The sequence below is a fragment of the Amycolatopsis sp. NPDC004169 genome (assembly GCF_040610315.1).
Lineage (GTDB): Bacteria > Actinomycetota > Actinomycetes > Mycobacteriales > Pseudonocardiaceae > Amycolatopsis.
Genome location: NZ_JBEXMD010000001.1, coordinates 524,527 through 545,884, shown reverse-complemented (window position 1 = coordinate 545,884; position 21,358 = coordinate 524,527). Strand labels below are relative to the sequence as shown.

Below are 21,358 nucleotides of genomic sequence, written 5' to 3'. Positions count from 1 at the left end.
CCCGACCCCGCCTGAATCCGGCCCGCCCGTTCGGTTCCGTTGCCGGAAACGAGCGGTTGATCAGGCTTCTTCCAGACCCAGGCGGCGCGGTCCCGGGCCCACGGCGTCACTTGAGGCCGGTGGCTTCCGCGGCGGCGGGGTCGGAGTCGGCGAGGAAGGTCCGGCAGCGCTCGAACTCCTCGGTCTCGCCGATCTTCCCGGCGGCCTTGCCGAGCACGGCGAGGGCGCGCAGGAAGCCCTGGTTGGGGCGGTGCGACCACGGGACAGGGCCGAAGCCCTTCCAGCCGGCCCGGCGCAGCTGGTCGAGCCCCCGGTGGTAGCCGGTCCGGGCGTAGGCGTACGCGGCGACGGTCTCGCCGGCGTCCAGCGCCTTCTCGGCGAGCGAGGCCCACGCCTCGCTGTAGTCGGGGTGTTCGGCGGCGACGGTGGCCGGGTCGGTCCCGGCGTCGAGCGCGGCCTGTGCGGCGGTGTGCTCGGGCAGCAGCGTCGGCTCGGGGCCGAGCAGGTTGTGCGTCATGGGGCCATTCTGCCCCTAGAGGAAGAGGCTCCCGAGCACCCCGGCTCCGGCCAGCAGCAGGGCGGCGACGAGCACGCCCGCGACAACTCGTTTCGGCATCATGGCGGGACACCATGCCAAGGGGTGGCCGTTCGAGGCAAGTCTGTGACCCCTACGGGTGAACCCCGATTTTCGCGTCGTTTGCCACGGTCTTGGCCCACTCGTGACCATGACCGGCCATGATGTCCGGCATGGCCAAGGCAGTCGACGTCCCGGTGGACGTGATCCCGCGCAGTCCCGTCGCGAAGACGCGGCTGTTCTTCACGCGGCACTGGCACCGCGGCGCCCCCGGGCAGCCGACCCCGGACTGGGTGCTCAGGTTCTGCTACGGCATGTGGCTGACGGCGTTCGCGTTCAAGCTGCTCGGTTCGTCGTGGGACATGTCGTGGCACTTCATGTGGCTGCGTGACGACCTGGCCCCGCCGCACCTGATCAACACCGTGGGCACGGTGATCATCGTGGTGCTGGTGGCGATCCACAGCTACACGGGCCTGGGTGCCGATCGCCGCTCTCTGCGCTTGATGCAGATCGGCCTGCTGGTCTTCCTGGTGGCGGCGCCGCTGGACGTGATCAACCACCGCGTCAACGGCCTGGACCTGACCGCGTGGAGCCCGTCCCACATGATGCTGTACCTGGGCACGGGCATCATGCAGGCGGGCGTCCTGCTGGGCTGGCTGAAGTTTTCCCCGCCGGGCCGCTTCCGGACGGGCGTGCTGCTCGCGCTGTGGGCCTTTTTCCTGGAGAACACGTTCTTCCCGAACGGCCAGCAGGAGTACGGCATTCTCGGGCTGCGCGCGTGGGAGCGCGGCGAGCCGGAGGCGGAGAAGTCCCTGCTGGACTTCGCGGCCAACCAGATCGGCCACCCGGTCGACCGGACGGCGGTGCTGCACTTCACGATGCCGATCCCGTCGTGGGTGTACCCGCTGTGGGGCATCGGGGTGATGGCGTTGATCTTGGTACTGGCCCGTCGGACGCTGGGCTTCCGCTGGGCGGCCACTTCGGTGGCGCTGGCGTACGTGGCTTACCGGTCGGTGATGTGGCCGCTGTTGCTGGGGCTGGGTTTCCCGGTTTCGACGGTGCCGTTCTACCTGCTGTTCGTGGGGCTGGCGGTGGACCTGGCGTTTTCGCTCGGATCGGGTGTTTTGCAGGCCGGCGCGGGGGCGCTGCTGGTGACGGCGTTCGGGTATGGGGCGTTCTGGGTGCAGTCGCAGTTCCGGCCGTGGGTGCTCGGGGACGCCCACACGGAGTCAGCCCCACCGGCGGCGTACTGGACGGCTTTGGTGGTGCTGGGCGGGGTGTTCGCACTCTGGGCGGTGGTCGGACCGGCTTCGCAGCGGTGGTCGGCCAAGCGGGTAACCGCGTAGCACCCGGTGCTACACTCGGCTGGTGAACGTCATCAGCCAGCGCGAGTTCCGGAACAACTCGGCCGCGATCATGGACGCGGTCGAAGCCGGCGAGACGTACCACGTCACCCGCAACGGCGTGGAGATCGCCGAACTGCGGCCCTTGTCGCGCCGGAAGCGATTCACCGCGGCAGAACTGGTCGAGCGGCACAAGCGACTGCCGAGAGTCGATGCCGCGGAGCTGCGGCGGGATGCCGAAGCGTTCTTCGGCGACGATCGCCTCGGGGATGACGACAACCCGTGGGAGCGCAAGCGTGGCTGAACGCCACGCCGCCGGCGTGCTCGACACCTGCACCTACATCGAGCTCGGCTCGCTGGACCCGGAACGGCTTCCGGAGTTCCCGGAGATCACCGCGGTGACCATGGCCGAGCTGCACCAGGGCGTCGTCATGACGGCGGACCCGGCCACGAAGGCGCTCCGGAACGAGCAGCTGGGCGCCGCCATCGTCGAGTTCACGCCGTTGCCGTTCGACGGCGAAGCCGCCGCGCGATACGGCACGCTGGTCGCGCTGACCATCGCCGCGGGCCGGTCACCACGGCCGCGCCGGATGGACCTGATGATCGCCGCCATCGCCTCCGTGCACGGTTTGCCGCTGTACACCCGGAACGCGAAGGACTTCCGCGGCCTCGAGAACCTGCTCGAAGTCGTCGAAGTCTGAACACGACGAGGGCCGCCGCGGGAACACCGTGGCGGCCCTTCGCGCGAAAAGACCTACTTGAGCTTCGTCCCCGCCGAGCCCAGAGCCTGGCAGGCCTCGACGACCCGAGCCGCCATCCCGGCCTCAGCCGCCTTCAGGTACGAGCGCGGGTCGTACACCTTCTTGTTCCCGACCTCGCCGTCGATCTTCAGGACGCCGTCGTAGTTCTTGAAGAAGTGGTCCACGATCGGGCGGGTGAACGCGTACTGCGTGTCCGTGTCCACGTTCATCTTCACCACGCCGTACGAAACCGCCTCGCGGATCTCTTCCGGGAGCGAACCCGAGCCGCCGTGGAAGACCAGCTCGAAGGGCTTGGCGCCGCTGTCCAGGCCGAGCTTCTTCGCCGCCGCCTCCTGGCCGCCCTTCAGGACGTCCGGGCGGAGCTTCACGTTGCCCGGCTTGTACACGCCGTGGACGTTGCCGAACGTCGCCGCCAGCAGGTAGCGGCCCTTCTCGCCCGCGCCCAGCGCGTCGATCGTCTTCAGGAAGTCGCCTTCGGCCGTGTACAGCTTCTCGTTGATCTCCGCCTCGACGCCGTCCTCTTCGCCGCCGACGACGCCGATCTCGACCTCGAGGATGATCTTCGCGGCCGCCGTCTTGGCCAGCAGCTCCGCGGCGATCTCGAGGTTCTCGTCGAGGTCGATCGCCGAGCCGTCCCACATGTGGGACTGGAACAGCGGGTTCTGGCCGTTCTTCACGCGCTCGGCCGAGATCTCGATCAGCGGGCGGACGAAGCCGTCCAGCTTGTCCTTCGGGCAGTGGTCGGTGTGCAGCGCGACGTTCACGTCGTACTTCGCCGCGACGACCTGCGCGAACTCCGCCAGCGCGGTCGCGCCGGTCACCATGTCCTTGACCTTCTGGCCGGACGCGAACTCCGCACCACCGGTGGAGAACTGGATGATGCCGTCGCTCTCCGCCTCGGCGAAGCCGCGGATGGCGGCGTTCACGGTCTCGGACGAGGTCACGTTGATGGCCGGGTAGGCGAACTCGTTCGCCTTGGCCCGGTCGAGCATCTCCGCGTAGACCTCGGGGGTGGCGATGGGCATCGTTGACTCCTCCTTGGCACAGGGTGGTCCCGACCGCATCGTACGAGGTGCACCGCCGACGCACACCGGTCCCCGGGGAGAAACTTCTCCGCACGTGGAATCGGTTCAGAAGGAGGGCCCGGCCGCCGGGCGCGCCGGCGGCCGGACGGACGTCACAGCAGCTCGGCCGCCAGCGCGCGGTAGGCGGGCCACGGGTCCTCGTTCAGGACCTGGATGTTCACGTGGTCCGCGCCGGCCTCGAAGTGCTCGCGCAGGCCCGCCGCGATCGTCTCGGCGTCACCGTGCAGGACCAGCGCGTCGACCAGGCGGTCGCTGCCCTCGCCCGCGAGGTCGTCGTCGGTGAAGCCGAGTTTCCGCAGGTTGGCGACGTAGTTCGACAGCCCGAGGTAGAACTTGACGGTGGTGCGGCCGATCGCCCTCGCCTCGGCCGCGTCGGTGCCGAGGACCACCTTGTGCTCCGGGGCCAGCAGCTTGCCGTCACCGAGGATTTCCCGCGCCTCGCGCGTGTGCTGCGGCGTCACCAGGTACGGGTGCGCGCCCGCCGTGCGGTCGCCGGACAGCCGGACCACCTTCGGGCCCAGTGCGGCCAGCGCGCGGCCCGCCACCGGGACGCCCGCCGCGTCCAGGCCGTCCAGGTACTCGACGATCGCCGCGTAGGGCTTCTTGAACTCCTGCGTGTGCTCGGGGTGGCCGGCGCCGACGCCGAGCAGGAAGCGGTCCGGGTACTTCCCGGCGATGCGCTCGTACGCCTTCGCGATCGACGCCGGTTCGTCCTGCCAGATGTTCACGATGCCGGTCGCGACGACCAGGGAGTCCGTCGCGCCGAGCAGGTCGTCGACGTACTCGAGGTCGCCGCCGGGTGAACCGCCCAGCCAGATCGCGCCGTAGCCGAGCTTCTCCGCCTCCGCCGCGAAGTCCGCGTCGACGCCCGAGTAGTGCCGCCAGATTCCGAGCTTGCCCAGTTCGATAGCCATGGAACACTCCAACGCGTGAGACGCCGGTTTTCCTCCCGGAACCGGCAACTAATGTCGGAACCATGACCAAGCTGGGCAACACCGACCTCGACGTGTACGGCCTCAACCTCGGGTGCAACGTTTTCGGTTGGACGGCCGACGAGCCGCAGTCCTTCGCCGTCCTCGACGCCTACACCGCGGCCGGCGGCAACTTCCTGGACAGCGCCGACCTCTACGGCGGCGGCGGTGGCTCGGAAACCATCATCGGCAACTGGCTGGCCGCGCGCGGCCGGCGCGACGACGTCGTCGTCGCCACCAAGGTCGGGATGTGGGACGACCGGCCCGGCCTGTCCGCGAAGAACATCCAGGCCGCGGCCGAGGACTCGCTGCGCCGTCTGCGGACCGACCACATCGACCTCTACTACGCCCACCGCGACGACCCGGACACCCCGCTCGAGGAGACGCTGGCAGCGTTCGACGCGCTGGTCCGCGCGGGCAAGGTCCGCTACCTCGGCGCGTCGAACTACACCGCCGAGCGGCTCGCCGCCGCACTGTCCATTTCGGACCAGAACGGGCTCGCGCGGTTCGCCGTGCTGCAGCCGCACTACAACCTGGTCGAGCGGGACTACGAGCACGACCTCGCACCCCTCGTCGCGCGCGAGGGCCTCGCGACGCTGCCGTACTTCGCCCTCGCGAAGGGTTTTCTCACCGGCAAGTACCGCTCGAAGGACGAGCTCGGCGACAGCCCGCGCGCCGCCCGCGCCGCGTCCTATTTGGACGGAAACGGCGAACGCGTGCTCGCCGCGCTGGACGAACTCGCCCAGGCCCACGGTGTTTCCGTCGCCACGGTCGCGCTCGCGTGGCTGCGGCAGCAGCCGACGGTCGCCGCCCCGATCGCCAGCGCCCGGACGCCCGAGCAGCTCACCGACCTGGTCGCGTCGGTCTCGCTCGAGCTCACTGGATCGGAGCTCACCGCACTGAGCGAGGCCGCGGCCTGAACATACTCATGGGTAGCTTACTGCGGGTAAGGTGAGGTACGGTGCCCTCAAGTGACGTCTAGGAGGGCACCGTGGCCAACCCGTTTTCGCTGCTGAGCGGCACCAAGAAGGTCGACGGCAAGGTCGTGCTGATCACCGGCGCGGCCCGCGGCATCGGCGCCGGGCTGGCCGAGCGGCTGGCCGCCCGCGGCGCCAAGGTCGCCCTCGTCGGCCTCGAAGCCGACGAGCAGCAGAAGGTCGCCGACCGGATCGGGCCCAACGCCCACGCCTGGGAAGCCGACGTCACCAGCTGGGACGCCCTCGAGCAGGCCACCAAGGGGGTCGTCGAGCATTTCGGCGGGATCGACATCGTCATCGCGAACGCCGGCATCGCGACCGCGGGCTTCGTCCGCTCGGTCGACCGGGCCGCGTTCGAGAAGGTCATCGAGGTCGACCTGCTCGGCGTCTGGCGCACGTTCCGCGTCACGCTCCCGCACGTCATCGAGCGCAAGGGCTACCTGCTGGCCATCTCCAGCCTCGCCGCCATCACGCACGCGCCGGGCATGGCCAACTACGCCGCCGCCAAGGCCGGCGTCGAAGCCTTCTCGAACAGCCTCCGCGCCGAGGTCGCCCACCTGGGCGTCAAGGTCGGCGTCGCGCACCCGACGTGGATCCGCACCGACCTGGTCGAGAGCGCCGACGCGCACCCGGTGTTCGGCAAGCTCCGCGCGTCGATGCCGGGCCTGATCGGCAAGACCTACCCGCTGGACGTCGCACTGGACGACCTCGAAGCCGGCATCCTCAAGCGCGCCCGGACCATCCACGTGCCGCGCTGGGTCGGCGGGCTCAAGCTGCTCCGCGCGTTCCTGCCGCCGGTGATCGAAATCGGCTCCCGCAGCCGGGTACCGTCGGCGGACAAGGCCGCGCTCGCCGACATCGAGGCCCGCGGTTCGTTCGAGTCGGCGGTCACCGGCCACGGCGGCCGGGCTGCCACCAAGGGGTGAAGATGTCCCGTCGCGACCAGATCAGGATGACCGAGGACGAGGTCCGCGCGTACCTCGCCGAGCAGAAGGTCATCAACGTCGCCAGCGTCGGCCCGAACGGCCGCCCGCACCTCGCGCCGCTCTGGTACTTCCCGCACGAAGACGGCGTCGCGACCTGGACGTACGGCACGTCCCAGAAGGCGAAGAACTTCCGGCGGCTGCCGGAGGCGACCGTGCTGGTCGAAGACGGCGACAGCTACGAGAAGCTCCGCGGCGTCTCGTTCGAGGCCGACGTCGTGATCGTCGAGGACACCGAAGAGGTCACCCGGATGGGCACCGCGCTGATGCAGCGGTACTCCGGCGCCAAGCCGGGTGACCCGGCGCCCGCCGAACTGCAGGCTTTCATCGCAGGTCAGGCCGCGAAACGCGTCGGGCTGGTGTTCCGGCCGACCAAGGTCGTCAGCTGGGACCACGGCAAGCTCGGCGGGACGTACTGATCGGTAGGCAGTACTTCCAAGTAACTGTTACCTGAGGTAACGTCATCTGGGCAGCCAACTCGACGCAGCGGAGGCCGACAGATGACCGAGCGGTTCAAGGTCGTGATCGTGGGCACCGGGTTCTCCGGGCTCGGCCAGGCGATCCAGCTCGAAAAGGCCGGCATCCGGGACTACGTGATCCTGGAGAAGGCCACCGAGGTGGGCGGCACCTGGCGCGACAACTCCTACCCCGGGTGCGCGTGCGACGTGCAGTCGCACATGTACTCGTTCTCGTACGAGCAGAACCCGGGCTGGTCGCGGTCGTTCTCGCCGCAGCCGGAGATCTTCGACTACCTCAAGGGTGTCGCGGACAAGTACCGGCTGCGCGAGAAGATCCGTTTCGGCGTCGAGCTGACCGGTGCCCACTGGGACGAGCGGGAGCGCCGCTGGACGGCGACGACGAGGGACGGCCGCGAGTTCGTCGCGCAGTTCCTCGTCTCCGGCGTCGGCGGGCTGCACATCCCGCAGGTCCCCGAGCTGCCCGGGATCGGCAACTTCCAGGGCCAGACCTGGCACTCCGCGCGGTGGAACCACGAGTACGACCTGCGCGGCAAGAAGGTCGCCGTGGTCGGCACCGGCGCCAGTGCCGTCCAGTTCGTCCCGAAGATCGCCCCCGAGGTCGCCGAGCTGACGCTCTTCCAGCGGACGCCACCGTGGATCATGCCGAAGCCCGACCACGCGATGCCGGGCTGGGCGCAGACGCTGTTCAAGCGCGTGCCCGGCACCCAGCGCCTGTACCGCAACGCGCTCTACTGGCTGCTCGAAGCCCGCGCCATCGGCTTCAACGGCCACCCGGCGATCATGAAGGCCGGCGAGCTGATCGCGAAGCGGAACATCGCGAAGGGCATCAAGGACCCGGCGCTGCGCAGGAAGGTCACGCCGGACTACACGATGGGCTGCAAGCGCGTCCTGATCTCGAACGACTACTACCCGGCGCTGGCCCGGCCGAACGTCGACGTCGTCACCGAGGGGATCCGCGAGGTCAAGGCGCACTCGATCGTCGACTCCGCCGGCGTGGAGCACGAGGTCGACGCCATCGTCTACGGCACCGGCTTCAAGGTGACCGACGCGCTGGAGTACCTCACCATCACCGGCGTCGACGGCCGCGACCTCGCCAAGGAGTGGGCGAGCGAGGGCATGCAGACCCACAAGGGGATCACCGTCTCCGGCTTCCCCAACCTGTTCTTCCTGCTCGGGCCGAACACCGCGCTGGGCCACAACTCCGTCGTGTTCATGATCGAGTCGCAGTCGCGGTACGTCGTCGACGCGATCAAGCTCGCCGATTCGCGCGGCGCCGCCGCCCTCGACGTCCGGCCGGGCGTGCAGGACGAGTTCCAGCGCGAGATCCAGGACAAGCTGGTCAAAGGCGTCTGGACGCAGGGCGGCTGCAAGAGCTGGTACCTCGACGCGAAGGGCGTCAACCGGACGATCTGGCCCGGCTTCACCTGGCGCTACTGGCTCGAGACGCGCAAGGTCGACCCGGCCGACTACGAGCTGTCCGGCCGGGCGTCGTGACGTCCCCGGACGAACAGCTCGTCCTGCACGCGCGGGACGTGAAGTTCGACTGGGCGGCGCTGCCGATGCACTGGATCCCCGGCGAGCCGCAGGCCACGCACACCATCAACGTGCTGCACCTGGCGCTGCCCGAGGGCGAGCGCTGGTTCGTCGAGGTGTTCAAGCAGGCGGTGCCGCTGATCCGCGACGAGCGGCTCAAGGAGGACGTCCTCGGCTTCATCGGCCAGGAGGCCGTGCACGCCGAGGCCCACGACGGCGCGGCCGCGCACCTCGAAGCGGCGGGTGTGCCGGTGCGGCCGTTCGTGGCGCAGATGGAGTGGCTGTTCCGGAAGCTGCTGGGCGACCGCGACCTGACCGGGCAGGCCGCCGAAGAGTGGCTGGTCGAGCGGCTGGGGATCATCGCCGCGATCGAGCACTACACGGCGTTCCTCGGCCAGTGGGTGCTCGACGCGCCCCTGGAGGCCGCGGGCGCCGACCCGGTGATGCTGGACCTGCTGCGCTGGCACGGCGCCGAGGAGGTCGAGCACCGGTCGGTGGCGTTCGACCTGTTCGTGCACCTCGACGGGCGGTACGGACGGCGGGTCCGCAGCATGGCGGCGGTGACGCCGGTGCTGGCCTGGGTCTTCGCCCGTGGCACGCGGTACCTGATGCGCCACGACCCGACCGTGCCCGGCCGCGCGTCGCTGCGGCGTTACCGCCGGGCGGCGAAGCGGGGGCTGCTGCCGTCCGGGCGCGACCTGGTGCGGGAGATCCGGCCCTACTTCCGCCGCGGCTACCACCCGGCGGAGACCGGGAACACCGAGCAGGCGGTGGCCTACCTGGCGAGCTCGCCGGCGGCCCGGGCGGCGGGGTGACCCTCGGGCGCCCCACCCGGCTCGACGGCAGCGGGCGCACCGATCACCTGATGTCCGCTTTGGTCGGTGTGGTGGGCGTTTACCGGCGGTTGTCGCAATTGAGCGGGCAGCGGCGGCCGCCCGTGCGCGCCGTGGACCGCAACCTTTCGCTGGTCGTCGAAAGGATCCGGCCCGAAGCCGATGACGTCGTGAGCCTGCGGCTCGCCGGTGGCGACACCCCGCTGCCGGCCTGGCGCCCGGGCGCGCACATCGACCTGGTGCTGCCGTCCGGCCTGGTCAGGCAGTACTCGCTGTGCGGCGACCCGGACGACCGGACGCACTACCGGATCGCCGTCCGGCGGATCGGCACCGCGTCCGGCGAGGTCCACGCCCTGGCCCCGGGCACCCGCGTCACCGTGCGGGGCCCGCGGACCGCGTTCCCCCTCGTCGGCGCCGGGCCGTTCCTGTTCGTCGCCGGCGGCATCGGGATCACGCCGATCCTGCCGATGGTGCGCCGCTGCGTGGCAGCGGGCGCGGACTGGCGGCTGGTCTACACCGGACGCAGCCGCGGGTCGATGCCGTTCCTCGGCGAGCTGCCGGACGACGACCGCGTGTGGATCCGCCCGGACACCGAGTACGGCATCCCGGCCTCCGGCGCCGAGCTGCTCGAGGGCCTGCCGGACGGCGCGTCGGTCTACTGCTGCGGCCCGGCGCCGATGATCACCGGCGTCCGCGCCGACCTGGCCCTGACCGCGGCCAAGGCCGTCCACTTCGAACGGTTCGCCCCGCCGCCGATCGTCGCCGGCGAGCCGTTCCGGCTGGTTCTGCGCAGGTCAGGACGCGTCTTGGAGGTGCCGGGCGACCGGAGCGCACTCGACGTCCTGCTGGCGGCCCGGCCCGGCACGCCGTATTCGTGCCGGCAGGGCTTCTGCGGGACCTGCGCGGTGCCCACGGCCGACGGCGGATCCCTGCGGATCTGCGTCGACCGCGGCCCCGCCGTGCTGGACCTATGACTCCTGGGGCAGCCAGGCGCCGATCACCGGCTTGAACTCGCGGACGGACCGCTCGGCGATGACGCCCTCCAGGAAGTACGGGTCCTGGTCGATCGTCTCCTTGAGGTGCGCCTCGTCGTCGGCCTGGTACAGCGTGACTCCTCCGGTGCCGTCGCCGAGCGGCCCGGCGACCGCGACGCGGCCCTCCGCGGCCAGCTTGCTCAGGAACTCGCGGTGACGCGGCCGGACGTCCGGCATCTTCTCCTGGACGTAGGTGATTTCGACGAGGAACCAGGCCATGTGGATCTCCGGGGTCGGCGCGGGACGGACTGCTCCCGACGCTACCCGTGTCACGGTTCTGTACCAGCATCCGATCTGTGGCACCGGCATCCGAACCCGATAGGCTGGGCGTGCGTCAGTACCTGTGTGAGCGCTGTGAATACCGTGAACCTGCTGACGCGGCACACCGTGCAAACCGGGGTCGAGAACAGGCAGGGGTTCATGCTCGAGGGCAATGCGGAGCGCAGTGTCGAGGCGACCCTCGGCCACCTGCGGGTCATGGACGGTCCGGCTCCGGCGCAGACCGCCGCACCCCTGACCCTCGAAGACCTCTACCGCCAGCACCGCATGCGGCTGGTCCGGCTGGCGATTCTGCTGGTCGACGAGCCCGCGACGGCGGAAGACGTGGTCCAGGAGGCCTTCACCGGCCTGCACCGCAACTGGGGCAGGCTCCGGGACGCCGCGGCCGCGGTCGGCTACCTGCGCACCGCGGTGGTCAACGGGTCGCGCAGCGTGCTGCGCCGCCGCAAGACCGCGCGCGAGTACGTGCCGCCACACGCCGTGAACGCACGCTCCGCGGAGAGCCTCGCGATGCTCTCCAGCGAGCACCAGGCCGTGGTCAGCGCGCTGTCGAAGCTGCCGCCCCGCCAGCGCGAAGTGCTGGTGCTCCGCTACTACGGCGGGCTGAGCGAGGCCGAGATCTCTGAGGCCGCAGGTATTTCCAAGGGTACCGTTAAGTCGACCGCCAGCCGGGCGCTCGAGGCACTCCAGAAGGCCATGCAAGCCCCACAGTGACCCGGGTGGACCATCCCGATCACTGAGTCGTATCACCATGCTTGGTCCAGACCAATATATGCTGGGGTGCGTGAGAGGCGCCGGAGATTTCGTGATCATGGGCGGCCGGGTCGCTGCCCCGGACCGTGTACTCGACGACGGCTGGGTCGCCGTCACCGACGGGCGGATCGCCGGCGTGGGTTCCGGGACCCCGCCGTCCGGCGAGCACGTGGACGTCGGCGGGGCACTGGTCGTGCCTGGTTTCGTCGACACCCACTGCCACGGCGGGGGAGGTGGCTCGTTCACCTCCCTCGATCCCGAGGAACTCCTGACGGCGGTGCGCGCGCACCGCCGTCACGGCACCACGACCATGCTGGCCAGCCTGGTCTCGGACCCGGTGGACATCCTGCGCGAGCAGGTCGCCGCCCTGCGTGAGCTCGTCCAGGACGGCGAGGTCGCGGGCATCCACCTGGAGGGGCCGTTCATCTCGAAGGCCCGCTGCGGCGCGCACGACCCGGAGACCCTGCTCGAACCGGACACCGGCACGGTCGAGAAGCTGCTGCGCGCGGGCCAGGGCGCGATCCGGATGGTCACCATCGCCCCCGAGCTGCACGGCGGGGTCAAGGCCGTCCGCCAGCTCGCCGAGTCCGGCGTCATCGCGGCCATCGGGCACACCGACGGCGTCGAGGAGCAGCTGCTGCCGGCGATCGACGCGGGCGCGACGGTGGCGACCCACTTGTTCAACGGCATGCGGCCGCTGCACCACCGCGAGCCCGGCCCGATCGGCGCGCTGCTGGACGACGAGCGCATCACCATCGAGCTGATCTGCGACCTGGTCCACCTGCACCCGACGGTCGTCCGCCTGGCGGCGAAGCACGCGGGCCGCAACCGGACGGTCCTGATCACCGACGCGATGTCGGCGACGGACGCGGCGGACGGCCGCTACACGCTGGGCCGCCTCGAGGTAGACGTCCACGACGGCGTCGCCACCCTCGCCGACAACGGTTCGCTGGCCGGCAGCACCCTGACGATGGACACCGCCTTCCGCAATCTGGTCCGGGGTGCGAAACTCGGCATCCTCGACGCGGTGCACGCGACGTCGCAGCGGCCGGCGGAGCTGCTCGGCATCGCGGACCGCACCGGCATGCTGTGCGCCGGGTACCAGGCCGACATCGTGGTCCTCGACCAGGACCTGCGGCCGGCGAAGGTGCTGCGCCGGGGAGAATGGGTCGCCGAGGTGGGAACGGCTACCTTGAGTACGTAGACGTTGCTGAACCCCGGGGCTCCGGGGCAGAGCCCCGGCGGGGGCGTGGGGGCATCCCCCACTTGATGGAGACGGGCGGAGATGAGCGAGCCGAAGGACCCCGAGCAGTTGCTGGCGGACGCCCTTCGCGCGCAAGCCGTCTTCGCACCGCAGGTGTCGCCGTCCGCCACGGGGTCGTCGCCCGCAGTCCCTACTTCGGAACCGGTCACGGACGCGGTCCCGACCAGCGCGATCAACGAGCTGCCGTCGGCGTACGGGCTGCTGTCGGGCGCGAGCGCGGACTCCCTGGAGCGCGAGCGAGCGGCCTTGGACGCGGAGGCGCCGACGACGTTCGCCCCGCGTCCCCCGGAGCCGCCGCGCCAGGCCGCCCAGCTGCCGGCGTACTGGATCCTGATGCTGGCGGTGCTGCTGGGGCTCGCCGCGGGGTCCGTGGTGGGCCTGCTGACGCTGGTCTGAGGCGGGTCTCAGTCACGACTCAGGGTGACCCTGTACCGTTTTCCAGGTGATTCTCGCCCAGAGCACGGTCAACACGATGTCCCTGCTGCCGTCATGGCTGGACCCGAACGTCCTGCTCGACGGCGTGGCCGGGCCCGCGGTCGCGGTGCTGTGCCTCGTGATCTTCATCGAGAGCAGCATCTTCCCGGTGTTGCCCGGGGACTCCCTGCTCTTCACCGCGGGTCTGCTCATCGCGAACGACAAGCTGTTCCCCCTGTGGCTGACCTGCGTGCTCGTGACCGTCTCGGCGCTGCTGGGCAACGTGGTCGGCTACTACATCGGCTACTTCGCCGGGCCGAAGCTGTTCAACCGGCCCGACTCGAAGTTCTTCAAGCGCGAACACGTCGACAAAACGCACGCCTTCCTGGAGAGGCACGGGCCGAAGGCGGTCGTGCTGGCCCGGTTCGTGCCCTTCGTCCGGACGTTCATCACCTGGATCGCCGGCATCGGCCGGATGAGTCCCAAGACCTACTTCACCTACACGGTGATCGGCGGCATCCTGTGGGCTGCCGGTATCACGGTGCTCGGCTACCTCCTCGGTGACATCCCCTTCATCGGCAAGAACATCGATGCGATCTTCGTCCTGATCGTGCTGATTTCCGTGGTCCCGATCGTCATCGAGTACCTGAAGGCGCGCCGCGAGAAGAAGGCCGTCACGGAGACCGACCCCGAGGTCACCCAGCGCATTCCCCGCATCCGGGACTGAGCTCAGGTCATCGAGAACATCGAGCCCGGGTTGAACAGGTTCTCCGGGTCCAGGGCCCGCTTGATCTCCTGGTGCACCCGCAGCCCCACCGGTCCGATCTCCCGCGCCAGCCACTCGCGCTTGATCTTCCCGACCCCGTGCTCGCCGGTCACCGTCCCGCCAAGGGACAGCCCCACCTCGAGGATCTCGTCGAACGCGCGCTGCGCCCGGGCGAACTCCGACGGGTCGTCCGGCTGGTACACGATCGTCGGGTGCATGTTGCCGTCGCCGGCGTGACCCACCACCGCGATGCGGAGCCCCACCTCCGAGCTGATCTTCTCGCAGCCCCGGATCAGCTCCGCGATGCGCGTCCGCGGCACGCACACGTCGTCGGTCAGCCACAGGCCGTACGTCTCCAGCGCCGTCAGCACCACCCGGCGGGCCTGCAGGAGCATGCGCCCCTCTTCGAGGTCCTCGGTCGTGTACGCCAGGTCCGCTCCGCAGTCGACGCAGATCTGCTCCAGCGCCGCCAGTTCGCGGCGGGCCACCTCACCGCCCGCGTCCGACTGGCCCAGCAGCAGCGCCTGGCAGTCCGAGCCCGCCCCGAGGTCCGTCTTCAGGTACGCCTCGGACGCCTTGATCGACGACGCGTCCATGATCTCCAGCAGTGACGGCACCAGCCCTTCGCGGACCACCCGCGCGACGGCCTCCCCGGCCGCTTCGGTCGTGCTGAAGCCCGCGACCAGCGTCGCCGGGGCCTGGGGCAGGGGCTTGAGCTGGACCGTTGCCTGGGTGATCACGCCGAGCGTGCCCTCGCTGCCCACGAACAGCCGTGCGAGGTCGTAGCCCGCGACGCCCTTCACCGTGCGGCGGCCGGTCTTCAGCAGCGACCCGTCGGCCAGGACGACCTCCAGGCCGAGCACCGAATCCGTCGTCACGCCGTACTTCACGCAGCAGAGGCCGCCCGCGTTGGTCGACAGGTTGCCGCCGATCGTGCACCAGTCGTAGCTCGACGGGTCCGGTGGGTAGAACAGCCCGTGCTTCTCCACGGCGTTGCGGAAGTCCAGGTTGACCACGCCCGGCTGGACCACGGCCAGCCGGTTGCCGGCGTCGATCTCGACGATCTCGTTGAGCTTGGTCAGCGACAGCGTGACGCAGCCGTCGATCGCGTTCGCCGCGCCCGACAGGCCGCTGCCCGCCCCGCGCGGCACGATCGGCACCTTCGCCTCGGCGCACGCCTTCACCACCGCCTGCACCTGCTCCGTGTTCGCGGGCAGCACGACGGCGAGCGGCGTGCCCGACGGCGCCAGCGGCATCATGTCGCGGGCGTAGGAGGCGGTGACGTCGGAGTCGGTGAGCACGGCGCCCTTGCCGAGCAGGTCCCGGAGCCGGGTGACCAAAGCTTCGTTGCTCATGGCCTCATGGTAAGCCCGGACAGTCCGCACTGCGGAAATGTTCTTTCGAAACCAGCCGTAACGGAGCAGTCAGCGGACCAGCCCCAGCAGCTTCTCGACGTGGACGGTCAGCAGTACCCGCTGGTCGTTGACCATCGCCTCGCGGTACTCGGCCCAGTCCGGGTGCTCGCCCGCCGCCCGGCGGTAGTAGCCGACCAGCGCTTCCACCGTGTCGTCGTCGGGCGCCGCGGCCGGCGGGGTGAGCGAGGCGCGGCCCTCGACGACGACGTAGCTCCAGCCGTCCTCGCTGCCCACGTGGAACGTCACCCGCGGGTCGCGGCGCATGTTCTTCGTCTTCGCCCTGGTCTCGGTGATCGACGCGATGAACTTCGCGGACTCCGGCTCGTAGAGGTAGGTGATGGTGGACAGCTGCGGCCGGCCGTCGCGCCGGATCGTGGCGAGGACGCCGTGGCGGTGGGCGGCCAGGAAGTCCTTCAACGCTGTGTCGTCGGTCATACCGTTCTCAACCAGCCGCGGCCCCCGTTGTTCCGAGCAGCCCGGAGGAATCTTGCTTGCATACGACAACTAAAGTGTGTTCTGCCACATCACGAGGTACTCCGCTTGCACAACCGCAGATGAAGGCACATCCTTGCCTGAGGCAACTAGTTGCAGCTGCCAACCAACGCCTTGAAGGACCACTGATGGCAACGAACACCACCCGGCCCACCGCCGAGCTGGACCTCGCCGACCAGCTCGGGCACGAGCTCGTGCGCCTGGTCCGCCTGATCAACAAGGCGAAGTCGCAGGTCTCGAAGCAAGGTCCGGACGGCATCGAGCGGGCGGCGTACGCGATCCTCTTCACCCTCATCCACGAGGGCCCGCAGCGGACCAGCAAGCTGGCCGAGTCACTGCACTCCGAGATCTCCACGATCAGCAGGCAGTCCAGCTCGCTCGTCCAGCACGGCCTGGTCGAGCGCCAGGCCGACCCGGAGGACGGGCGCGCCTGCCTGCTCGCGCCGACGCCGGAGGGCATGCGGGTGTTCGAAGAGAACCGCAAGCAGCGCAATCAGTGGCTGGCCGAGGTGCTCGGGGACTGGACGGACGGGGAAATCCGCACCCTGAACCGCCTCTTCGGCCGGCTCAACACAGGTATCGAGAACCACTCTCCACAGCTGGCCGACGCGCACGCGTCCGCCGGTGCACCGGCCAAGGGGGCCAACGCATGAGTTCCACCACCGAAGCTCCGGCTCAGCCCGAGGCGGGCCAACCGCCACGGCTGAGCCACCGCCAGATCGTCACGATCCTGAGCGGCCTGATGTGCGGCATGTTCCTGGCCGCGCTCGACCAGACGATCGTGGGTACCTCGATCGTCAAGATCGCCAACGACCTGCACGGCTTCGACCTGCAGGCCTGGGCGACCACGGCGTACCTGATCACCTCGACGATCGTCACGCCGATCTACGGCAAGCTCTCCGACATCTACGGGCGCAAGCCGTTCTACCTGACCGCGATCACCATCTTCGTCGCCGGTTCGCTCGCTTCGACGTTCGCGACGTCGATGTACCAGCTCGCCGCGTTCCGCGCGGTGCAGGGTCTCGGCGCCGGCGGCCTGATGTCGCTGGCCATGACCATCCTCGGCGACATCGTGCCGCCGCGTGAACGCGCGAAGTACCAGGGCTACATCCTGGCCGTCTTCGGCCTGTCGACCGTGCTCGGCCCGGTGCTGGGCGGCTTCTTCGCGGGCATCGACTCGCTGGCCGGCCTGCACGGCTGGCGCTGGGTCTTCCTGATCAACGTCCCGATCGGCGTCATCGCGCTGTTCGTCGTGGCCCGGGTGCTGAACGTGCCGCACACGCCGCACAAGCACAAGATCGACTGGTGGGGCGCGCTGACGATGGTCGTCGCGGTCGTGCCGTTCCTGATCGTCGCCGAGCAGGGCCAGAAGTGGGGCTGGGGCGACCAGAAGTCGATCCTCTGCTACGTCATCGGCGGCGTCGGCGTGATCGCCTTCATCGTCGTCGAGCGCTGGATGAAGGACGCCGCGCTGATCCCGCTGCGGCTGTTCAAGAACTCGACCTTCACCGTGGCGATCATCGGCGGTGTCATCGTCGGTGTCGCGATGTTCGGCGCGATCACCATGATCCCGCAGTTCATGCAGGTCGTGCAGGGCTACACGCCGACCGAGTCCGGCCTGCTGATGCTGCCGCTGATGGCGGGCATCATGCTCAGCTCGATCGTCTCCGGCCGGATCACCGGGAAGACCGGGCGCTACAAGATCTTCCCGATCATCGGCACCATCATGATCGCCGCGGGCGCGTTCTTCTTCGCCCAGGTCAAGTACGACTCGGCGCTGTGGCACCCGCTGGTCGCGGCCGCCATCATCGGCCTCGGCCTCGGCCAGTGCATGCAGACGCTGATCATCGCGGTGCAGAACGCGGGCCCGCGCAGCGACATGGGTGTCTCGACCGCGTCGGCGACCTTCTTCCGCCAGATCGGTGGTACCGCCGGTGTCGCGATCTTCCTGACCGTCCTGTTCAACACGCTGCTGCCGAACATCACCAAGGCGTTCGGCGGGCAGCTGCCGGCCGGCGCCGGCGCGGGCATCGGCAACCTGTCGGAGAACACCAGCGGCATCCAGAGCCTGCCCGAGGCGATCCGGACGCCGGTGCTGATCGGCTTCACCGAGTCGATCACCACGGTCTTCTACATCGCGGGTGCGGTGGCCCTGCTGGCCACGCTGGTGCTGCTGTTCATGAAGGAGATCCCGCTGACCAACGCGGCCCCGGCCGCGGCGGCCATGGAGGGCGGCGAGGCGCTGCTCGAGGCGGACGACCACGCCGACGAGCCCACCGAGATCGTCGAGCCGGTCCGCCCGGTCGACCGCGAACCCGCCCTCGTCGGCAGCGGCGGCAAGCACGCGCTGAGCACCAACGGGCACGGCGACTACCAGGCCGTTTCGGGTGCGCTGCCGATCACGAACTCGGTCGCGGAGTCCGAGCTGGACACCCCCGTCGGCGCGGGTGGCGTGCCGGTGACCGGCCACGTCCGGCGCCAGGACGGCAGCCACGTGGCGGGCGCCGCGCTGACCCTGATCGACCAGCGGGGCCGCCAGGTCGCGCGGGCCACCGGGGCGGCCGACGGCAGCTACTCGGTGCCGAGCCAGGGCCCGGGCGCGTACGTGCTCATCGTGTCCGCGCACGGCCACCAGCCGCAGGCCTCCAGCGTCGTGATCAGCAACGGGCCGGCCACGGTCGACGTCACGCTCACCGGGTCCGGCGAGCTGACCGGCACCGTCCGGGCGGCCGCGACCGGCCAGCCGCTGCCGAACGTGACGGTGACGCTGACCGACGGCCGCGGCGAGGTGAACGGCGCGTTCATCACGACCGCGGACGGCACCTACGCGTTCGTCGGGGTCGGCGCCGGGGCGTACACCCTGGTCGCCAGCAGCGAGGGCTACCGGCCCTTCGCGGTGACGCTGACCGTGCCCGACAGCGGCGTGCTGCGCCACGACGTCGAGCTCGCGAGCTCGGTGCTGCTGTCCGGCACCGCGCGCACCGAGGGCGACCGGGTGGTCCCGGACGCGCGGATCACCGTGCTCGACGCCGAAGGCAACGTCGCGGCCGTGGCTCGGACCGACGGCGAAGGCAAGTACGTGGTCAGCGACCTGCCCGCGGGCGCGTACACGGTGGTCGCGAGCGGCTACCCGCCGGCGACCAGCCAGGTGGAGCTGACCGGCGGCGAAGCGGACCACGACGTCCGGCTGAGCTACGACCAGGCCCTCGACGAGCTGGTCGACCGGTCATGACCGGCTTGCGCGCGACCTTCCGCACGGCCGAGGGCTGGGCGGTGGAGCACGCGGTGCTCACCGTCACCGACCCGGCCGGGCGGCAGGTCGCCCGGCAGGCGGCGGACGTGCGCGGCGAGGTCGTCACCGACGCGCTCGCTCCGGGTGCGTACACGGCGGTCGTCACCGCCGCCGGGTACACCCCGATCGCGCGGACGGCCCAGATCGCTTCGGACGGCAGCGGCTCGCTCGGCGACGTCGTGCTGGCCCCGGTCGCCGAGGCGATCGAGCTGCCGCCCGCCGGGCCGTGGGTGATCGACCCGATGCACTCGTCGGTGGTCGCGACCGCCCGGCACCTGGGCATCGCGAGCATCAAGGCGCGGTTCCCGGACGTCTCCGGCCGGATCGAGATCGGCCGCCCGGCCGAGCGGTCGTCGGTGCACGCCGAGATCAAGGCGGCGAGCATCGAGACCGGCATCCGGATGCGCGACGACCACCTGCGCTCGCCGGACTTCCTCGACGTCGACGTGCACCCGGTGATCACGTTCACCAGCACCGGGCTGCGGCAGCGCGGCCCGGACTCGTGGACGCTGCTGGGCGAGCTGACGCTGCACGGCGAGCGCCGCGAGGTCGAGCTCGAGCTGACCTACGGCGGCTGGGGCCCGGACCCGTGGGGCGGCGTGCGCGTCGCGTTCCACGCCGAGACGACGTTGCACCGGAACGACTTCGCGATCAACTACAGCGCGATGGTCCGCGCCGGTGTCGCCGCGGTCGGCACGACGGTGAAGATCGAGCTGGACGTCGAAGCGGTGCAGGGCGAGACGCTGCCGCAGTTCTGAGCTTTCCCGGAAAAGGCCCCCTCACCACTCGGTGAGGGGGCCTTCACCGTTGGTGAAAGCTGAAACTTCCAGCGAGCTCGATTTGGCCGTTAGCCGCGGCCCGTTCACCCGGGCCACGTAGGCTCGCGGTGTGAACGTCGTGAGCATCGAGGCCGCGGGCGTCGGCGTGAGCTGGCTGGACACCGCCGGACCGCTGCTCGTCTGGGTGATCGTGCTGAGCTTCGTGCTGGTCGAGTGCGCGCTCATCATCGGGCTGTTCCTGCCCGGTGATTCGCTCCTGTTCGGGGCGGGCGTGGTGCTGGCCCAGCACGGTTCGGACGCCAACGCGTGGTTCCTGTCGGGGGCCGCGCTCATCGTCGCGGTCCTGGGCAACCAGATCGGGTACTACATCGGCCGCACGGGCGGGACGAAGCTCATCGCCCGCCGCGACGGCAAGGTGCTGAACCGGCAGGCCCTCGAGCGGGCGCAGCGGTTCCTGGACCGCCGGGGTTTCTTCGCGATCGTGGCGGCCCGCTGGATCCCGTGGATCAGGACGCTGGCCCCGCTGATCGCGGGTGCCGCCCGGATGGACCCCCGCCGTTTCATGGCGGCGACGGCCCTCGGCGGACTGCTGTGGGTGCCGACGCTGGTCCTGCTGGGTTACTACGGCGCCGGCCTGCTGGACGCCCTGCCGTGGCTGAAGACGGCGGCGCTGTGGATCAGCATCGCGTTCTTCGTGGTCGGCACCGGGTACGGCGTGCTGCGGTACCGCCAGGAGATGCGGCGCCCGGTGGACGAGCGGGACGACGCGCGGGCCTGAGCCTCAGAGCTCCGGGTCGGCCCAGATCTCCAGCTGGATGCCGTCCGGGTCGCGGAACACCACGACCCGCGAGCCTTCGAACGTGCGCGACGGCGCCGCGTCCTGGTAGTGGACGCCGAACTCCTGGAGCCTGCACTCCCACTCCGCCAGCTCGGCGGCCGAATGCACGCGGAACGCGACGTGGTCCAGCCCGGTGCGGCGTTCGTCGAAGCCGCGGCGCCCGGTGTCCGCGTGCTGCACCAGGACCACCGAGAACTCGTCGCCGGCGGACCGCAGCGCGACCTTGCGCAGTCCCGTGTCCGGCTCTTCGCGCCGGGTGACCTCCTCGAGGTCGAGGACGCGGACGTACCACGGCACGCTGCGGTCCACGTCGGTCACGGTGAGCGCCAGGTGGTGCACGGACATGAGTTTCGCCATGGCTTCCGAAGCCGTCCTTTCTCGGTGCGGCTCCCCAGAGTTGCACAGCGTTCGCTCGCCAAAACGCGAGTGACCAAGTCCGCGTCCGATCGTGATCTCCCCGTCGCCGACCGTCCCAGCACGCGGACGGAACCTA

The 21,358-nt window shown here is 70.1% G+C and carries 24 protein-coding genes; 17 read left to right on the top strand and 7 right to left on the bottom strand.

Annotation, left to right across the window (positions count from 1 at the left end; all coding sequences use genetic code 11):
- Positions 1 to 106: 106 nt before the first annotated feature.
- Entirely contained in the window at positions 107 to 517 is a 411-nt protein-coding gene (locus ABZX11_RS02655; protein ID WP_176174069.1) for a DUF3151 domain-containing protein, read from the bottom strand.
- A gap of 230 nt (positions 518 to 747) precedes the next feature.
- Here ABZX11_RS02655 and ABZX11_RS02650 point away from each other — a divergent pair, with 230 nt between their 5' ends.
- The 3 genes from ABZX11_RS02650 to ABZX11_RS02640 are packed head-to-tail and all read left to right on the top strand — an operon-like array spanning position 748 to position 2,618.
- Positions 748 to 1,920 (top strand): hypothetical protein, encoded by a 1,173-nt coding sequence (locus ABZX11_RS02650; RefSeq protein ID WP_354909170.1) that lies wholly within the window; start codon positions 748 to 750, stop codon positions 1,918 to 1,920.
- Between the two features lie 22 nt (positions 1,921 to 1,942).
- Positions 1,943 to 2,221: a type II toxin-antitoxin system prevent-host-death family antitoxin gene (locus ABZX11_RS02645; protein WP_176174067.1), complete on the top strand. Its 279-nt coding sequence runs from the start codon at positions 1,943 to 1,945 to the stop codon at positions 2,219 to 2,221.
- Positions 2,214 to 2,618 carry a type II toxin-antitoxin system VapC family toxin gene (locus ABZX11_RS02640; protein ID WP_354909168.1) on the top strand — a complete coding sequence of 135 codons (405 nt, stop codon included), beginning with the start codon at positions 2,214 to 2,216 and terminating at the stop codon, positions 2,616 to 2,618. The genes ABZX11_RS02645 and ABZX11_RS02640 overlap by 8 nt, the downstream gene beginning before the upstream one ends.
- Positions 2,619 to 2,671: 53 nt before the next feature.
- On the opposite strand, the gene fbaA is transcribed toward ABZX11_RS02640, so the two are convergent.
- Both fbaA and ABZX11_RS02630 read right to left on the bottom strand, forming a co-directional pair.
- On the bottom strand, positions 2,672 to 3,703 hold the full coding sequence (gene fbaA, locus ABZX11_RS02635) for a class II fructose-bisphosphate aldolase (protein ID WP_176174065.1): 1,032 nt from the start codon (positions 3,701 to 3,703) through the stop codon (positions 2,672 to 2,674).
- A 152-nt stretch (positions 3,704 to 3,855) separates the two neighbouring features.
- Entirely contained in the window at positions 3,856 to 4,677 is an 822-nt protein-coding gene (locus ABZX11_RS02630) for an LLM class F420-dependent oxidoreductase (protein WP_176174064.1), read from the bottom strand.
- 62 nt (positions 4,678 to 4,739) lie between these two features.
- On the opposite strand from ABZX11_RS02630, the gene ABZX11_RS02625 reads away from it, so the two are divergent.
- The 6 genes from ABZX11_RS02625 to ABZX11_RS02600 all read left to right on the top strand — a co-directional run bounded on the left by ABZX11_RS02625 (position 4,740) and on the right by ABZX11_RS02600 (position 10,513).
- On the top strand, positions 4,740 to 5,654 hold the full coding sequence (locus ABZX11_RS02625) for an aldo/keto reductase (RefSeq protein ID WP_176174063.1): 915 nt from the start codon (positions 4,740 to 4,742) through the stop codon (positions 5,652 to 5,654).
- Positions 5,655 to 5,725: 71 nt separating this feature from the next.
- The gene (locus ABZX11_RS02620; RefSeq protein WP_176174062.1) at positions 5,726 to 6,637 is read left to right on the top strand and encodes an SDR family oxidoreductase; all 912 of its coding nucleotides are present in this window, start codon (positions 5,726 to 5,728) and stop codon (positions 6,635 to 6,637) included.
- A gap of 2 nt (positions 6,638 to 6,639) precedes the next feature.
- Entirely contained in the window at positions 6,640 to 7,113 is a 474-nt protein-coding gene (locus tag ABZX11_RS02615) for a pyridoxamine 5'-phosphate oxidase family protein (RefSeq protein ID WP_176174061.1), read from the top strand.
- Between the two features lie 81 nt (positions 7,114 to 7,194).
- The gene (locus ABZX11_RS02610; protein WP_354909162.1) at positions 7,195 to 8,667 is read left to right on the top strand and encodes an NAD(P)/FAD-dependent oxidoreductase; all 1,473 of its coding nucleotides are present in this window, start codon (positions 7,195 to 7,197) and stop codon (positions 8,665 to 8,667) included.
- Positions 8,664 to 9,521 (top strand): metal-dependent hydrolase, encoded by an 858-nt coding sequence (locus ABZX11_RS02605; RefSeq protein ID WP_354909158.1) that lies wholly within the window; start codon positions 8,664 to 8,666, stop codon positions 9,519 to 9,521. Before ABZX11_RS02610 ends, ABZX11_RS02605 begins: the two co-directional genes overlap by 4 nt.
- On the top strand, positions 9,518 to 10,513 hold the full coding sequence (locus ABZX11_RS02600; protein ID WP_354909155.1) for a PDR/VanB family oxidoreductase: 996 nt from the start codon (positions 9,518 to 9,520) through the stop codon (positions 10,511 to 10,513). The genes ABZX11_RS02605 and ABZX11_RS02600 overlap by 4 nt, the downstream gene beginning before the upstream one ends.
- Here the strand turns inward: ABZX11_RS02600 and ABZX11_RS02595 are convergent.
- Entirely contained in the window at positions 10,508 to 10,792 is a 285-nt protein-coding gene (locus tag ABZX11_RS02595; RefSeq protein ID WP_176174058.1) for a YciI family protein, read from the bottom strand. The genes ABZX11_RS02600 and ABZX11_RS02595 overlap by 6 nt on opposite strands.
- Before the next feature lie 201 nt (positions 10,793 to 10,993).
- Here ABZX11_RS02595 and ABZX11_RS02590 point away from each other — a divergent pair, with 201 nt between their 5' ends.
- The 4 genes from ABZX11_RS02590 (at position 10,994) to ABZX11_RS02575 (ending at position 14,010) form a co-directional block, all read left to right on the top strand.
- Positions 10,994 to 11,566: a SigE family RNA polymerase sigma factor gene (locus ABZX11_RS02590; RefSeq protein ID WP_163046624.1), complete on the top strand. Its 573-nt coding sequence runs from the start codon at positions 10,994 to 10,996 to the stop codon at positions 11,564 to 11,566.
- A 91-nt stretch (positions 11,567 to 11,657) separates the two neighbouring features.
- Positions 11,658 to 12,809, top strand: coding sequence for an N-acetylglucosamine-6-phosphate deacetylase (nagA, locus tag ABZX11_RS02585; protein WP_176178062.1), 1,152 nt, complete (start codon positions 11,658 to 11,660; stop codon positions 12,807 to 12,809).
- Positions 12,810 to 12,890: 81 nt separating this feature from the next.
- A complete protein-coding gene (locus ABZX11_RS02580; RefSeq protein ID WP_176174057.1) occupies positions 12,891 to 13,265 on the top strand; it encodes a hypothetical protein in 375 nt (124 codons plus the stop codon).
- Positions 13,266 to 13,311: 46 nt separating this feature from the next.
- Positions 13,312 to 14,010, top strand: coding sequence for a VTT domain-containing protein (locus ABZX11_RS02575; RefSeq protein ID WP_176174056.1), 699 nt, complete (start codon positions 13,312 to 13,314; stop codon positions 14,008 to 14,010).
- A gap of 2 nt (positions 14,011 to 14,012) precedes the next feature.
- Here the strand turns inward: ABZX11_RS02575 and ABZX11_RS02570 are convergent, their stop codons facing one another.
- Positions 14,013 to 15,404 carry an FAD-linked oxidase C-terminal domain-containing protein gene (locus tag ABZX11_RS02570; protein ID WP_354909151.1) on the bottom strand — a complete coding sequence of 464 codons (1,392 nt, stop codon included), beginning with the start codon at positions 15,402 to 15,404 and terminating at the stop codon, positions 14,013 to 14,015.
- A gap of 69 nt (positions 15,405 to 15,473) precedes the next feature.
- The gene (locus ABZX11_RS02565; protein WP_354909149.1) at positions 15,474 to 15,899 is read right to left on the bottom strand and encodes a PPOX class F420-dependent oxidoreductase; all 426 of its coding nucleotides are present in this window, start codon (positions 15,897 to 15,899) and stop codon (positions 15,474 to 15,476) included.
- Between the two features lie 185 nt (positions 15,900 to 16,084).
- On the opposite strand from ABZX11_RS02565, the gene ABZX11_RS02560 reads away from it, so the two are divergent.
- From ABZX11_RS02560 to ABZX11_RS02545, 4 genes are all read left to right on the top strand, one after another.
- A complete protein-coding gene (locus tag ABZX11_RS02560; protein ID WP_176174053.1) occupies positions 16,085 to 16,609 on the top strand; it encodes a MarR family transcriptional regulator in 525 nt (174 codons plus the stop codon).
- Complete coding sequence (locus tag ABZX11_RS02555; RefSeq protein ID WP_354909146.1) at positions 16,606 to 19,188, top strand: MFS transporter; 2,583 nt, start codon at positions 16,606 to 16,608, stop codon at positions 19,186 to 19,188. Before ABZX11_RS02560 ends, ABZX11_RS02555 begins: the two co-directional genes overlap by 4 nt.
- Complete coding sequence (locus ABZX11_RS02550) at positions 19,185 to 20,006, top strand: YceI family protein (protein ID WP_354909144.1); 822 nt, start codon at positions 19,185 to 19,187, stop codon at positions 20,004 to 20,006. Before ABZX11_RS02555 ends, ABZX11_RS02550 begins: the two co-directional genes overlap by 4 nt.
- Before the next feature lie 130 nt (positions 20,007 to 20,136).
- A complete protein-coding gene (locus ABZX11_RS02545; protein ID WP_354909141.1) occupies positions 20,137 to 20,805 on the top strand; it encodes a DedA family protein in 669 nt (222 codons plus the stop codon).
- Positions 20,806 to 20,808: 3 nt separating this feature from the next.
- Here the strand turns inward: ABZX11_RS02545 and ABZX11_RS02540 are convergent, their stop codons facing one another.
- The gene (locus tag ABZX11_RS02540; protein ID WP_176174049.1) at positions 20,809 to 21,222 is read right to left on the bottom strand and encodes a VOC family protein; all 414 of its coding nucleotides are present in this window, start codon (positions 21,220 to 21,222) and stop codon (positions 20,809 to 20,811) included.
- Between the last annotated feature and the right edge of the window lie 136 nt (positions 21,223 to 21,358).

What these genes read in the sequence shown, in the direction of transcription:
- ABZX11_RS02655 (WP_176174069.1), bottom strand. Translation starts at nt 517, where the DNA reads ATGACGCACAACCTGCTCGGCCCCGAGCCGACGCTGCTGCCCGAGCAC.
- ABZX11_RS02650 (WP_354909170.1), top strand. Translation starts at nt 748, where the DNA reads ATGGCCAAGGCAGTCGACGTCCCGGTGGACGTGATCCCGCGCAGTCCC.
- fbaA (WP_176174065.1), bottom strand. Translation starts at nt 3,703, where the DNA reads ATGCCCATCGCCACCCCCGAGGTCTACGCGGAGATGCTCGACCGGGCC.
- ABZX11_RS02630 (WP_176174064.1), bottom strand. Translation starts at nt 4,677, where the DNA reads ATGGCTATCGAACTGGGCAAGCTCGGAATCTGGCGGCACTACTCGGGC.
- ABZX11_RS02625 (WP_176174063.1), top strand. Translation starts at nt 4,740, where the DNA reads ATGACCAAGCTGGGCAACACCGACCTCGACGTGTACGGCCTCAACCTC.
- ABZX11_RS02615 (WP_176174061.1), top strand. Translation starts at nt 6,640, where the DNA reads ATGTCCCGTCGCGACCAGATCAGGATGACCGAGGACGAGGTCCGCGCG.
- ABZX11_RS02610 (WP_354909162.1), top strand. Translation starts at nt 7,195, where the DNA reads ATGACCGAGCGGTTCAAGGTCGTGATCGTGGGCACCGGGTTCTCCGGG.
- ABZX11_RS02595 (WP_176174058.1), bottom strand. Translation starts at nt 10,792, where the DNA reads ATGGCCTGGTTCCTCGTCGAAATCACCTACGTCCAGGAGAAGATGCCG.
- ABZX11_RS02590 (WP_163046624.1), top strand. Translation starts at nt 10,994, where the DNA reads ATGCTCGAGGGCAATGCGGAGCGCAGTGTCGAGGCGACCCTCGGCCAC.
- ABZX11_RS02580 (WP_176174057.1), top strand. Translation starts at nt 12,891, where the DNA reads ATGAGCGAGCCGAAGGACCCCGAGCAGTTGCTGGCGGACGCCCTTCGC.
- ABZX11_RS02570 (WP_354909151.1), bottom strand. Translation starts at nt 15,404, where the DNA reads ATGAGCAACGAAGCTTTGGTCACCCGGCTCCGGGACCTGCTCGGCAAG.
- ABZX11_RS02565 (WP_354909149.1), bottom strand. Translation starts at nt 15,899, where the DNA reads ATGACCGACGACACAGCGTTGAAGGACTTCCTGGCCGCCCACCGCCAC.
- ABZX11_RS02560 (WP_176174053.1), top strand. Translation starts at nt 16,085, where the DNA reads ATGGCAACGAACACCACCCGGCCCACCGCCGAGCTGGACCTCGCCGAC.
- ABZX11_RS02555 (WP_354909146.1), top strand. Translation starts at nt 16,606, where the DNA reads ATGAGTTCCACCACCGAAGCTCCGGCTCAGCCCGAGGCGGGCCAACCG.
- ABZX11_RS02550 (WP_354909144.1), top strand. Translation starts at nt 19,185, where the DNA reads ATGACCGGCTTGCGCGCGACCTTCCGCACGGCCGAGGGCTGGGCGGTG.
- ABZX11_RS02540 (WP_176174049.1), bottom strand. Translation starts at nt 21,222, where the DNA reads ATGGCGAAACTCATGTCCGTGCACCACCTGGCGCTCACCGTGACCGAC.